At 27.2% G+C, this 14,420-nt stretch carries 8 protein-coding genes; all 8 read left to right on the top strand.

What is annotated here, in order from left to right; genetic code table 11:
- Window positions 1-214 precede the first annotated feature (214 nt).
- The 8 genes from NAB20_RS11720 to NAB20_RS11685 all read left to right on the top strand — a co-directional run bounded on the left by NAB20_RS11720 (window position 215) and on the right by NAB20_RS11685 (window position 14,359).
- A complete protein-coding gene (locus NAB20_RS11720) occupies window positions 215-2,875 on the top strand; it encodes a gliding motility-associated C-terminal domain-containing protein (RefSeq protein ID WP_375605172.1) in 2,661 nt (886 codons plus the stop codon).
- A gap of 21 nt (window positions 2,876-2,896) precedes the next feature.
- On the top strand, window positions 2,897-3,832 hold the full coding sequence (locus tag NAB20_RS11715; protein WP_235877848.1) for a type IX secretion system membrane protein PorP/SprF: 936 nt from the start codon (window positions 2,897-2,899) through the stop codon (window positions 3,830-3,832).
- 164 nt (window positions 3,833-3,996) lie between these two features.
- Window positions 3,997-6,066 (top strand): OmpA family protein, encoded by a 2,070-nt coding sequence (locus tag NAB20_RS11710; protein WP_127823028.1) that lies wholly within the window; start codon window positions 3,997-3,999, stop codon window positions 6,064-6,066.
- A 133-nt stretch (window positions 6,067-6,199) separates the two neighbouring features.
- Window positions 6,200-6,634 (top strand): Rrf2 family transcriptional regulator, encoded by a 435-nt coding sequence (locus tag NAB20_RS11705; RefSeq protein WP_105197153.1) that lies wholly within the window; start codon window positions 6,200-6,202, stop codon window positions 6,632-6,634.
- A 354-nt stretch (window positions 6,635-6,988) separates the two neighbouring features.
- Window positions 6,989-7,576, top strand: a complete 588-nt coding sequence (locus NAB20_RS11700) for a Crp/Fnr family transcriptional regulator (RefSeq protein ID WP_127823029.1) — start codon at window positions 6,989-6,991, stop codon at window positions 7,574-7,576.
- A complete protein-coding gene (locus NAB20_RS11695) occupies window positions 7,576-8,787 on the top strand; it encodes a hypothetical protein (protein ID WP_375605171.1) in 1,212 nt (403 codons plus the stop codon). Before NAB20_RS11700 ends, NAB20_RS11695 begins: the two co-directional genes overlap by 1 nt.
- A 546-nt stretch (window positions 8,788-9,333) precedes the next feature.
- Window positions 9,334-11,523 carry a glutamine synthetase III gene (locus NAB20_RS11690; protein WP_105197134.1) on the top strand — a complete coding sequence of 730 codons (2,190 nt, stop codon included), beginning with the start codon at window positions 9,334-9,336 and terminating at the stop codon, window positions 11,521-11,523.
- A gap of 427 nt (window positions 11,524-11,950) precedes the next feature.
- The gene (locus tag NAB20_RS11685) at window positions 11,951-14,359 is read left to right on the top strand and encodes a TonB-dependent receptor domain-containing protein (RefSeq protein ID WP_375605170.1); all 2,409 of its coding nucleotides are present in this window, start codon (window positions 11,951-11,953) and stop codon (window positions 14,357-14,359) included.
- Window positions 14,360-14,420: the final 61 nt, after the last annotated feature.

Raw genomic sequence — 14,420 nt, 5'->3', positions numbered from 1 at the left:
TTTGAACCATTTTTATTTTAAACTTTTATTAAATAGAGTATTTGTAGCATTTTTAATTTTCTAAAGATAATTAGACATACTTCAAGTGTTATTGTCTCTTTTTTCTTCTATGAAAAGTGTTTTTTAGCGATTAAAACTGTTTTTTGTCGATTTTTATCTATAATATAATTCAAAATCTTAACATTACTTACTTTTGCTTAAATTTTCATAGAAAATGAATAGAACGTTACCCTTTATTTGGAAAATTGCTCCCACAATTTTCCTATTCGTATTTGTAATTTTATCTAGTCAGACTTCTAAAGCTCAATGTGGAGGAGATGATTCAGGTGTTATTACGGTTTGTGATATTACTAATCCCAATAGTAGAACTATTGATTTATTTTCCTTATTAGGAGGAAATCCTGTTAGAGGAGGAGTTTGGTTAGATGATGAATTATCAGGTGGATTAAATCCTATAACAGGTATTTTAAATGCTCAGAAAATTAGAAGAAGTGGTAAGTATAAGTATACTTACACTGTTTCAAATATTTCTGGATGTGCAGATAATACAGGGACTGTAGAAGTAACTGTAGGAAATTATTCAGGTATTCCAGGACCAAACGGAACTGCTTGTGGTGATCAAAGTTATAATTTATTTCTATTATTTGATGGTACAGGGCCTAACAATATAGGGCCACAATTTAATGGAGTATGGGTTAATGAAACCAATGGTTTAGGTGTTTCATCTAATTTGTTTAATGCTTCTTCAGAAAATTTAAAATCACCTAAAACGTATACCTTTTCTTATACTGTAAATGAAGTAAAAGAATGTCCAGCGAGTAGAGTTATAGCACAATTAACCGTTTATCCTCCAGCTCAAGAAGGGACACCTTTGCCCATTAAAATCTGTAGTAATGAAGATTTTTCAGTCTATCAAAACATAAATCTATTTGATAGATTAGAAGGGGAAGATTCAGGAGGAAGATGGTATGATAACAATAAAACAGGTGAAATTACTTCTTTAACAGATTCCTTTATAAATATTGAGAGAATTTATAAAAAATTTGGTGCGGGTTCTTATTCCTTTACCTATGAAGTATATCCGACTAATCCAATATGTTCTAAGAAAACATCAACATTAGAAATAACAATAGAAGAATTCATAGATTACTCAAATTTAGTATTAGATGTAACTCCTGATAAAAGATGTATTGATCAAGTTAAAACAACTTCTTTTAATGCTAAGTTGACCCAAACGCCAATTCTAATGCCAGATGGTTATTATAGAGTATACTATAATGTTTCTGGATTTGCTACTGATTATGATGAAATAGTTGAATTTAAAAAGGGAGTTGCTAATTTTAGTATCCCTAATATATCATTTGAAAAAACAGGTAACTATTTAGTTACTGTTAAAGATGTTGTATATTCTAAAGCATTAGGAATCTGTCCTAATAATTTTATAGATCAGTCAAAAACAGTTAAAATTAATCCACTACCTAATATTGAAAACAGTATTTTAACTGTAAATGAGGTATGTCAAAATCATGATGCTGATGTAACCATAAAGAATGCTTTATTATTAGAGAATGGAAATTATTCCATTCTATATAATTTAACTGGCGCTAATATAACTGTTAATCAATTCCTAAATATTAACGTATTGAATGGCGTTGTAAACTTTATTTTACCTAAAAACTTATTGCTTAATGCAGGAAAAACAGAAATTACAATTACAAACATAACGAATAGTGAAACAGGTTGTTCAAGTATAGTTGATTTAAAAAACATTTTTAATGTAAAACCTTTACCTGTCGTTCCTAATTTAAAAGTATTAGTTAATGATGTATGTAAAGATAAGACAGTTGAAGTACAGCTTACAGGTTTAGAATCTTTAAAAAAAGTAAAATTAATATATGCTCTTAACGGAGCTAACAATTCTCAAAATAATGAAATAAATTTAGATATAGTTTCTGGAAAGGCAAAATTTGTTTTACCTAAAGAATTATTAACTAACACAGGGATTACGACAATATTATTAACTGAGTTAACCAACATTGATAGTTCTTGTAGTGTAAACTTAAGTAATATCATAGATCTTTTTACAATATATGATTATCCAGAATTGCCTATTACATCAGATCAAATTTTCTGTGAAACAGAAAATGCTACAATAAAAAATCTAAAACCAGAAGGGAATGATTATTTGTGGTATACTTCCGATCAATCTATTACCGCATTATCTACTAGCTCTCCTTTAAAAACGGGTAAATATTATGTTTCAAAAATAAATTTGAAAACTGGTTGTGAAACGAAACGAGTACTTGTAAATGTTACTATTGACATTGTTGATAGTCCAATATTAAATCCAAATGGAGAAACATTTTGCGGATTAAATAAACCTACAATAAAAGATCTGTCTAATAAAACAAATAGTTCCTCTACTATAGAATGGTATGATGCTTTAACAGGAGGAAATTTAATATTACCTTCTACAATGTTACAAGATGGAATGACTTATTATGGATTTAGTACAAATTCAGTAAATAAATGTAAATCAAAAGAAGCTTTAACCGTAACAATTTCATTAACAGGATGTGACGTTCCTTATAATTTCTTTATTCCAGATGGTTTTTCTCCTAATGGAGATGGGATAAATGATACTTTTCATATTCCCAATATAGAGTTTGTTTATCCTAATTATACCATAGAAATTTATAATAGATATGGGAATTTATTATTTAAAGGAAATAAAGATAAAGAATGGGATGGAAAAAATACTGCTTCAAGTAGTTTGGTTGATACAATAGTCCCTAATGATGTATATTTCTATTTAATTAATTTTAATAAAGATAATACACCAGCAAAACAAGGACGTTTATATCTGAATCGTTAATCTCATTAAAGTAAAAAATCAATGAAAAAATATCTATATATAATCTATTTATTTTTAATGACTCTTATGAGTTTTGCTCAACAAGATCCCCAATATACGCATTATATGTATAATATGAACGTGGTAAATCCAGCGTATGCCACGGCTAAAGAATCTGTTTTAGATTTAGGAATTCTCTATCGCTCACAATGGGTTGGAGCTGTTGGAGCTCCAAAAACAATGACCGCTTTTGCCCATATACCTGTTAATAAAAAAATAGAGCTAGGAGTTTCACTCATAACAGACAATATAGGAGGTGGTGCTAAAAAAGAAAATAATTTTTATGCTGATTTTGCCTACATACTTCAGTTTGAAGGAAGTCAAAAATTATCATTCGGGATGAAAGCAGGTTTTACAAATTTGACAACAAATTTTAATGGATTTCAATTAGAAACTGGAAATACTACTACAGATCAAGCTTTTAATAACAATATAAATGCTTTTAAACCAAGTGTAGGAGTTGGTGCTTATTATTTTACAGATAAATACTATATAGGAATTTCAGCACCTAATTTATTACCTACAAAACATATTGAAGAACGCCAAGGAATTAATGCGCTGGGATCAGAAGAAATACATCTATTTGCTACTACTGGTTATGTTTTTACAATAAATGAAATGTGGAAAGTTAAACCTTCCGTTATGGCAAAAATGGTTAAAAGTTCTCCATTATCTTTAGATCTTTCAACAAATGTTTTATATAATAATCGTTTTGAATTAGGAGCTTCTTATAGACTAGATGATTCTATAAGTGGATTAATGGCTATTAATGCCACTACAAATTTAAAATTAGGTTATTCATACGATCATACATTATCTAATTTAGGACGTTTTAATTCAGGAACACACGAAGTATTCTTAATTTTTAATCTAGATTTATTAAGAAAAGGATATGATAAATCACCACGATTCTTTTAAAAATAATAGATATTAAAATGTTTTTATAAAGATTCTAATTTAAAAAGTTTAAAAAACAATGTATTGTAGCTTATAAAAATAAATAATTCCCTAAGCTAATTCATTTATATCAAAAATGATTAAAAGTATACAATATATAGAGCTAAAAAATAAGTTTTAAGTGTATGAAAAGATTATTATATATATCAATTATGTTATTTTCGTCATTCGGATTTTCCCAAGAAAATAATTTAGAACGTGCAAGAAAATACTTTAATAGAACCTATTACAGTGACGCAATCCCTTTATATGAAAATTTAGTAGTTAAAAATCGTTCACAAGAAATTATACAAAATCTTGGAGATTGTTATTATTTTACTAATGAGTTAAAAAATGCACAACGATACTATCGTTTTTTAATTAAAAACTATGGAAAAGATTTATCCGAAGAATATTATTTCCGTTTTTCAGAGTCATTAAAAGCTACCGCTAATTATGCAGAAGCGAATCAAGTTTTAATTGATTATTATTCCAAGAGAGGAAAGTCATCTGAATTAACATTATTAGAAAAAGATCTTAAAACATTAGAAAATGTAATAGCTATTGGCGAACGTTATAAAATTAAAAATTTAGAAGTTAATACAAATAAATCAGAATTTGGAGCTGTTATTTATAATGACAAATTAGTGTATGCTGCTGCTAAAAAAGAAACTAGTTTTTTTGATAAAATATATAAGTGGAATAACGAATCATATCTGAATTTAGTTTCAGTCCCTTTATCAAATATTAATGCAAAAGACTCAATTGTGAATTATTTTGCAAATGAGTTAAAATCGTCGATGCACGAAGCCACTCCCATTTTTACAGCTGATGGCAAAACGATGTATTTTACAAAAAATTACACAAAAAAAAATGGGAAAAGAGCTAAAAACAATGAGAAAATATCAGTATTACACATTTATAAAGCTCAATTAATAGATGGTAAATGGAAAAATATAACTTCATTACCTATTAATAATCCCAATTATTCTACAGCTCATCCAGCTTTAAGCCCTGATGAAAAAATACTTTATTTTTCATCAGATATGCCTGGTGGTAAAGGTTCTTTTGATATTTATAGTGTCGAAATTAATGAAGGCCTCTTTGAAAAACCAAAAAATTTAGGAGATTTAGTAAATACTACACGTCGTGAACAATTCCCTTTTATATCAAAAGATAACAAATTATATTTTTCCTCTAACGGACATATAGGTTTTGGAGCTTTAGATATTTTTGTTTCAGATATTATAAATGATAACTTTTTAAGACCAACTAATATTGGCTTACCTATAAATTCAGGAGTAGATGATTTTGCCTTTAATATTGATTCAAATACAAAAGAAGGTTTTTTTTCATCTAATAGAAAAGGAGGAAAAGGAGGGGATGATCTGTATTCTCTATCAGAAATTAAACCTCTCATTGTAGAAGACTGTAAACAATATATAACGGGTATAATTACAGATATAGATACTGCTCTTCCATTAGAAGGAGCAAAGGTTATTTTATTTGATTTAATAAATAAAAAAGATATAGAAATGATTTCTACAGATTCTAATGGTAAATTTAGGTTTACAGTTGAATGTGAAAAAAGCTATCTTATAAAAGCCTCAAAAGAAGAATACACAGATGATAATCGTTCCTTATTAATTCAAAAAGAACGTAATAAAGATAACGACGCTTCAATGAAATTAAGATCTTTAGCTAAAATTCAAGAAGAAAAAAATATTGCTGAACTAGCTAAAAAACGAGCAGAAGAAGAAGCCAAAGAAAAAGAAAAAGTAATAGCTGAAGAAAAGAAAAAAGAAAAAGTAAAAGAAATTTTAGCTAAAGAAAAAGATATTATAGCTCAAAAAGATAAATTAGTTATAAAAACAGATCCAATTTATTTTGATTATGATTTGTGGTACATTCGTCGTGATTCCAAACCTGTATTAGATAAAGTAATTGATCTAATGAAAAAATATCCAGATATGGTTGTAGAAATTGGCTCTCATACGGATATTAGAGGAGGAAAAACATATAATTTAATCTTATCTGAAAATAGAGCAACGGCTACAAAAGACTATTTTATAGATAAAGGAATAGATGCTAAACGAATTATAGCAAAAGGATATGGAGAAAGCCAACCTGTTATAAAATGTGCCAGTGAAGAATCTTGTACCGAAGAAGAACATGAGTTAAATCGTAGAAGTGAATTTGTGATTAAAGATTTATAAAACTTATAAAACCGTTTCAATTTTTTGAAACGGTTTTATTTTTTATCTTATGATAAGATCATTCATTAAATTTTATTAATATGATAAATATTTCTCTTATTTCATTTTTTATAAATAATTTTGTAAAAAAAATATGTTTTCTAAAACGTGTGAATATGGAATTCGAGCAACAATTTTTATTGCCTCAGAATCTGTTATTAATAAAAAAATAAGTCAAAAACAGATTGCAGATCAAATCGATTCTCCTATGGCATTTACGGCTAAAATTTTACAAAAGCTAGTTCATAAAGATATTGTTTCATCATCAAAAGGCAGTGGAGGGGGCTTTTATATAGAAAAATATAAATTAAAAAAAATTACACTTCTGGAAATTGTTGAAGCTTTAGATTGTGGCTCTATGATTAGGGGGTGTGGTCTTGGATTAAGAGATTGTTCAGAAGATCATCCGTGTCCCTTTCATGATAAATACAAAGATATAAAATCCAAATTATTAAAAGTTTTTAAAAGTACAACACTAGATGAATTGGCTTCTGGTATTAAAAAAGGGAATACGTTTCTAAAATACTAAATAATGATAAAAATCATAAAATAATATCTTTTAATAAGATATTTTTATCCTATTAACTATAAGTAACTACTGTAATAGATAAATTATAAGATAAATATTTCAGTTCCTACTATTAAAGAAACCTGCAATTATAATCCTTAGATTATAAAAAAATAATTTCGTATGATTTTGCAACTTTTTAAAATCTAAAAAACAAGGAAGAGGGATAAAATTTAAAAATCCTTGCAATATTCTATATCTTATAAAATTCATAAAATATTTATAGTAAATAGACGATCTATTTTTTTCTTTCTAAACAAGAGGATACAATTGTGATTTTAGATTTTAAATGAATTTAGTTTTAACAAGTAGAATATGATTAAATATTATGATGAATTTATAAAACATGGAGCAATAGAAAAAAAACTAAAGAAAAATGAAGTAATTTTTAATGAAGGAGAATCCGCTTTGTTTTTTTATCTTATTGTAGATGGTACTATCCGAATGTTTAATAGAAATGAAGAAGGAAAAGAATTTGTTCAAGGATATTTTTCGAGTGGACAAAGTTTTGGTGAACCCCCTTTATTTATTGATGAAAATTATCCAACTACAGCAGCTTGTATGAAGGATAGTATTGTATTAAAACTATCTAAAAATAAGTTTTTTAAAATGCTTGAAGACTTACCAGAACTACAAACATTATTTATTAAGATTTTATCTAAAAGAATTATTGGAAAAGCCAAATCATCAAAAGATATAATTAATCAAAATACGGAACAGAAAATAATTTCTTTCTTAATGATTCAAAAACCTGAAGATATACAGGAAAAAATTTTTATTCCTTTCACTCGTCAAGAAATTGCAAATTTTACAGGACTTAGGGTAGAAACCGTTATTCGTGCCTGTTCAAAATTAAAAAAAACGGGGGTTATTGATATTATTAATCATAAAATTTATTTTTAATGAAAAGAATAAGTAAAAATTGGGCATTCATTTCTATTTTTAATTTATTCATAGTTGTAATTTTAGGAACTTTGATGCGTTATAAAATTGCATTCGAGTTTCTTTTTTTTCAACAAAAAAATCTTCTTCATTCACATTCACATTTTGCCTTTTCAGGTTGGATTAGTCAGACATTATTTTTTTTATTAGTATTATCAAAAGAACAATTTGTTTCTAAGAAGTATAATATTGTATTAGTTTTAAATTTATTTTGTTCTTATGGAATGTTATTTTCTTTTATAATTCAAGGTTATGGTTTAATATCAATATTACTATCAACTTTTTCTATCATTATAAGCTATTTATTTTCATATTATTTTTTTAAAGATAATAAATACAATACGGTCTCCAATAGGTGGATTAAAGGAGGACTCATTTTTAATTTCATTTCCTCTTTTGGGACTTTTTTTTTAGCTTACATGTTAGCTACAAAAAATATAAACGAAAATCTATATTATTTTTCAATTTATTTTTATTTGCATTTTCAATATAATGGTTGGTTTTTCTTTAGTATTATGGGATTATTTATAAAAAAACTACCATTAGACTTAAAAACTACCAAACAATTAACAAAATCCTTTTATATTTTTTTTATTTCTTGTATTATAACTTATACATTATCTATTCTTTGGGTTAAAATTCCTAAATGGTTATTTATATTAACCGCTATTTTTACATTTTTAAACTTTTATTTTTGGCTAAGGATGCAATCTATTTTTATTGTAAAATTTAAAGAAAGATATAAGAAAAATAATCTAATCCTAAAAGGAATGTTTTTAGTTATATTACTCGCAATTAATTTTAAATTTATTTTGCAAATAGGCCTATTAATAGATCAACTAAAAGATTTTGTATGCAGTAATAGAACAATAATAATTGCCTATTTGCATTTAATATTTTTATGTATTATTACATTTTTCTTATTAGCTTTTATGTTTATAGAAAAAATGATACCATCTAAAAAAGTTACAGTATTAGGTTTAGGCATATTTTTTATAGGTGTAATTTTAAATGAAGTTTTTTTATTTAGTCAAGGATGTTTACCTTTTTTTTCTATTTATTTACCTTTTACAAATGAAGTTTTAGTATACATTTCTTTATTAATGTTAATAGGCGTATTATTAATGGTTATTTCTCAGATAAATAATATAAAAAAGGAGAATATATTTTAAGGTTAGCAATTAAACCCAGATTACGCATTAGACCCGAGTGTAGCGAATAGACGAAGTAAATCTATTCCACTTTATTTTTCTTCAAATTCAAGCACGTACTCAAATTTTAATCATCAAAATAGTTCACTATTTCTTCTTCTAAAATTTTCCGTGAGCACTTGAATTTATTGAAAAATTTTGTTTCACAACGAAGTCTAATGCGTAATCTAGGTTAAATACATACTACTTTATAGGTATCAAAAGTTATTTTTTCGCTAATTATTAGCAATACTCGAAGATCATTTTACTTAAATACTTTTACAGTATTTTTAAAATTTAAATAGAGTAAATAAAAAGATATAAAATCACAAACCTCTTGTACGAAATAGAAAAAAGAATATAAAAAATGTTTTGTTTTGAATAGTTGAATAAGGGGGGGTGTTTGTTATAAATACTATCTTTTTTTTGTTTTAGGTATAAAAAATAAAGGGGTATTTGTTTTTTAAGCATTATTTTTTATATTTTTGTTTCAAAATAACAAGGTATAAACTATATAATAATATTTTTATGGCAACATTTCGTTTTCAATCACTTCAAAAAGCAACGAGTCGTCCAACTGTAATAGTAGAAGAACTAGATAGAAAGTCTTCCATTTTTGGAACCAATGTATTTAATGACAAGGCAATGCGTCAATTCTTGACATCTGAAGCTTATAAAGCCGTTCAGAATGCTATTCAACATGGAATTAAAATTGATAGAAAAATTGCAGACTATATAGCAATGGGAATGAAAGAATGGGCTTTGTCAAAAGGAGTAACCCATTATACACACTGGTTTCAGCCTTTAACTGGTACTACAGCAGAAAAGCATGATGCTTTTTTTGAAACGTCTTTTGATGGCTCAGACCCAGTAGAAAAATTTGGAGGAAGTCAATTAGTACAACAAGAGCCAGATGCTTCCTCATTTCCTAATGGAGGAATAAGAAATACTTTTGAAGCTCGTGGCTATACAGCATGGGATCCTACATCACCCGCTTTTATTTTTGGAACTACATTATGTATTCCTACCGTTTTTATTTCATATACAGGTGAAGCATTAGATAATAAAACACCTCTATTACGTGCTTTACAAGCTGTTGATACAGCAGCTACAGAAGTAGCTAAATACTTTGATAAAAATGTTAAAAAAGTAACACCAACTTTAGGTTGGGAACAAGAATATTTTTTAGTTGATGCCGCTTTAGCTGCTTCTAGACCTGATATATTAGCTACAGGAAGAACATTACTAGGACATACTTCGGCTAAAGGCCAACAATTAGAAGATCATTATTTTGGTTCTATACCAACACGTGTACTAAACTATATGCGCGATTTGGAAAATGAGTGTATGTTATTAGGTATCCCTGTTAAAACACGTCATAATGAAGTAGCACCTAACCAATATGAATTAGCACCGATTTTTGAAGAAACAAATTTAGCGGTAGACCATAACTCCTTATTAATGGATGTAATGCAAAAGGTAGCAGAACGTCATAATTTTAAAGTGCTAATGCATGAAAAACCTTTTAAAGGAGTAAACGGTTCTGGTAAACATAATAATTGGTCTTTAGCAACTGATACTGGAGTTAATTTATTATCACCAGGAAAAACACCAATGAGTAATTTACAATTCTTAACTTTCTTTATAAATACAATCAAAGCAGTACATGATTATGAAGAATTATTAAGAGCTTCTATTGCTTCTGCTAGTAATGATCATAGATTAGGTGCAAACGAAGCTCCTCCTGCTATTATTTCTGTATTTATTGGTCAGCAATTAACAAAAGTATTAGAAGAATTAGAAGGTGTATCAAATGGTAAATTATCACCAGAAGAAAAAACAGATCTAAAATTAAACGTAGTAGGAAGACTACCCGATGTATTTCTAGATAATACAGATAGAAACAGAACGTCTCCTTTTGCCTTTACAGGTAATAAGTTTGAGTTCCGTGCAGTTGGTTCATCAGCTAATTGTGCTACCTCTATGGCTACTTTAAATACAATTGTAGCAAAACAATTAAAAATTTTTAAAGCAGAAGTAGATGCCTTAATTGAAGAAAAAGGTTTGAAAAAAGATGAAGCTATTTTTAATATCTTAAGGGAATATATCAAACAAACTAAAAATATCTTATTCGAAGGAGATGGTTATAGTGATGCTTGGGAAGAAGAAGCACAAAAAAGAGGTTTAAGTAATCATAAAACCACCCCGAAAGCTTTAAAAGCCAAAGTTTCAGAAAAGGCGGTTAAGCTATTTGAAGAAATGGGAGTAATGAATCATGTAGAAGTAGAGGCTCGTTATGAAATTGAATTAGAAGAATATACTAAAAAAATTCAAATTGAAGGAAGAGTTTTAGGAGATATTGCTCGTAACCATGTTATTCCTACTGCTATTCGTTATCAAAATATTCTAATCGAAAATGTAAAAGGATTAAAAGAAATTTTTGGTTCTGATTTTGAAAATGTAGCTAAAGAACAAATAGGTTTAATTAAAGAAATTTCAGCACACATTGAAGGAATCAATAAAAATGTAGATCAAATGATCGAAGAGCGTAAGAAAGCTAATAATTTAGATTCTTCTGAAGCTATGGCACACGCATATTGTGACAAGGTAAAACCTTATTTCGATGTAATCCGTGAACATTGTGATAAATTAGAATTATTAGTTGACGACGAATTGTGGACATTAACTAAATATAGAGAATTATTATTTACAAGATAAACAGATTGTTTTTAATCTAAATTACTAAAAAGAGAGGGTTTTGTATAACCTTCTCTTTTTTTTGTTTTAAAATAAGTTGTTGTTTTAAAAAATTAACAAAATATACGGAAAAACCATAATAAGGTTAATTTAAAACTAATTAAATTTCGTTATTCAATTTAAATATACTGATTAACAGTTGCTTATGTGTTGAGAATACTCTTGAAATTTGAAATCATAAAGTAGAATTGAAAAGGAAATGAAACAGAATATCTTTAACAAAAGATAAAGAATAAACACTTGAATAAATATTAGTTTTTAAAATTTAAGGAAATAGGACTTCGATATAAAAGTTTTAAGAAGAAAAGGTTTAGATTAAAATTTTAAAAAAAATAAGAAATATTAATATTAGCCCCATTATTTAAAAAAATACATTTTATTATAAAGAATGCAACAACTAAAACAAATTATTTTTTGGATGTTTTTTTTAGGAAATCCAATAATTATTAATGCACAATTTACCATTACAGGTAAACTAATGAAAAAGACTAACACACCAATAAAAATGGCAGAGATAATTGTATTAACTAATGAAAATAAAGCAATAGCCAGTCAATTAACAAATGAGCAAGGAGAGTTTAAAATAACTATTGCACAAGGAAATTATAATATACAAATCAAGCAGTTAGGAATAACCATTGCAGAAAAAAATATTCAAGTAGATGAAAACATAAACCTAGGAATTTTATATGCTGACGAAACAAAAAAATTAGAAGAAATCGCTATAATATCCTCAAAAAAAATAATAGAACGTAAAGTAGATAAAGTAATTTTTAATGTACAAAATTCTACTAGGGCCTCAAGCGGAGATGCCTTAGAAGCCTTAAAAGTAACCCCAGGAATAAGGATTCAAAATGAAGCAATCACAATGATAGGAAAAAGTGGAATAGGATTAATGGTAGATGGTAGATTACTACCATTATTGGGTGATGATTTAATAAATTATCTAAAAACAATAGCTGCAGAGAACATAAAATTAATAGAAGTTATTACAACACCACCAGCAAAATATAGTGCGGAAGGAAATAGTGGCTTAGTTAATATTGTCCTGAAGAAAGTAAAAAATGATAGTTGGAATGCAAGCGTAAGAGCGAATCTAAAACAAAATACTTATTTTACAAGTGGATTAGGAGGAACATTTACTTATAAAAAAGACAAAAATAGCTGTGTGGTAAGCACACTTTATACAAATGGTAGTAACCAAGGTATTGAAAGTTCGACAATTCACTATCCTAACCAACAATGGCAGAATAACGGTACAGGAAAATATTACTCTAATATTTGGAGTAATAGATTAGGATATGATTATCAAATAAACAAAAAATGGAGCTTAGGAGTACAATATATAAACAATACAAATAAACCCAATATTGATGATTCAAACACGGTAATTCTTCTAGATAATATAACCCAACTGCAAACAGCTAACATTAATTCAAAAGGAGAAAGTAAACGAAAAAAAGAATTAAATACCCTTAACTTCCATTCAAATATAGATTTAGATACAATAGGTAAAAAATTAAGCATAGACATAGATTATTTGCGATACCAATCCAGCGTTAATCGTAATTTTAATACCAATACCTTGGCTCTACCTCAATCAGGGGTATTAACAGGAGTTCAAAATACACTGAATCAAACCAATCAAAACATCTATAATATTGCAACACAATTTGATATGCAACATCCATTAAAATGGCTTAATCTAAATTATGGTATGCGATTATCATTTTCGAAAACCGATAATGATGTAAATTTATTTGATATAACAACAGGGCAACCAATATGGGATAATAACCAAAGTAATAAGTTTAAATTTAAAGAAAACACACAAGCCATTTATATAAACGGAAATAAAACCTTTGCAAAAGAAAAATGGCAAACACAATTCGGTTTACGTATTGAAAATACACAAACTGAGGGAAACGCTGTTACTTTAAATAAAATTACAACTATAAATTATATACAGTTTTTCCCAACAGCTTATTGTATGTATAAGATAAATGATAGAAAAACAATTTCACTTAGTTACTCAAGAAGAATCTATCGACCTAGTTTTTCTAACCTAAATCCATTCAGATGGTATACCTCAAAATTTTCTTATTCAGAAGGAAACCCAAATTTAAAACCTTGTTTATCAAATAATTTAGAATTAAATTTTAATTACAAAGATAATACCAGTTCAAGTTTATTTTTTTCTAAAGAAACCAACAATTTTGGACAAGTAGTTATACTTAGTTCTGATGAATACTCACAAAAAATAATACAATTAAATTATTATGATAACTATAGTATTGGATTTAATCAAATGCTGAATTATGACAAAAAAAAATGGTGGGAAAATCAAAACAACTTATATGTCTATTTTCAACATTCCGATTCTAAAATTTATCCTTTAACTCCCAAGAGTAATGAAGGTTTAGGAGTACAAATAAACACAAGTAATAATTTTATTTTAAAAAAAGACAAAACTATATCAGCAGGCTTTGATATCAGTTATATTTTTCCGAATAAATCGAGCGATTTGGTTTATAATTATCAAAGAACACTCATCAGTCTCTATGGAAGAGGACTTTTTTTAGAAAAAAAACTACAAGCTATTCTTACAGTCGAAAATCTTTTAAAAACAAACGATTTTAAGACATTAAGTACTCGAAATTCTATTGAATCTCAATATAAAGGATACTATGACTCTCGATATATTAACATACAGTTGATATACAAATGGGGAAATAGTAAAGTAAACAACAAAAATAGAAAAGGAAGTAACGAAGAGGAAAAAAATAGAACCAACTAAAAATATTTAAACTCTTGTCTTTGTAGTGTACAATACAAAAAACAAGAATTTTAGATATCTA

Origin of the sequence: Flavobacterium davisii (assembly GCF_042182265.1) — a bacterium.
Classification (GTDB): domain Bacteria; phylum Bacteroidota; class Bacteroidia; order Flavobacteriales; family Flavobacteriaceae; genus Flavobacterium; species Flavobacterium davisii.
The sequence above is the reverse complement of the archived record's forward strand: the minus strand, read 5'-3'. Positions and strand labels throughout refer to the sequence as shown.

Bases quoted from the DNA above. Each gene is read 5' to 3' on its own strand.
- NAB20_RS11720 (WP_375605172.1), top strand. From the start codon at position 215: ATGAATAGAACGTTACCCTTTATTTGGAAAATTGCTCCCACAATTTTC.
- NAB20_RS11715 (WP_235877848.1), top strand. From the start codon at position 2,897: ATGAAAAAATATCTATATATAATCTATTTATTTTTAATGACTCTTATG.
- NAB20_RS11710 (WP_127823028.1), top strand. From the start codon at position 3,997: ATGAAAAGATTATTATATATATCAATTATGTTATTTTCGTCATTCGGA.
- NAB20_RS11705 (WP_105197153.1), top strand. From the start codon at position 6,200: ATGTTTTCTAAAACGTGTGAATATGGAATTCGAGCAACAATTTTTATT.
- NAB20_RS11700 (WP_127823029.1), top strand. From the start codon at position 6,989: ATGATTAAATATTATGATGAATTTATAAAACATGGAGCAATAGAAAAA.
- NAB20_RS11695 (WP_375605171.1), top strand. From the start codon at position 7,576: ATGAAAAGAATAAGTAAAAATTGGGCATTCATTTCTATTTTTAATTTA.
- NAB20_RS11690 (WP_105197134.1), top strand. From the start codon at position 9,334: ATGGCAACATTTCGTTTTCAATCACTTCAAAAAGCAACGAGTCGTCCA.
- NAB20_RS11685 (WP_375605170.1), top strand. From the start codon at position 11,951: ATGCAACAACTAAAACAAATTATTTTTTGGATGTTTTTTTTAGGAAAT.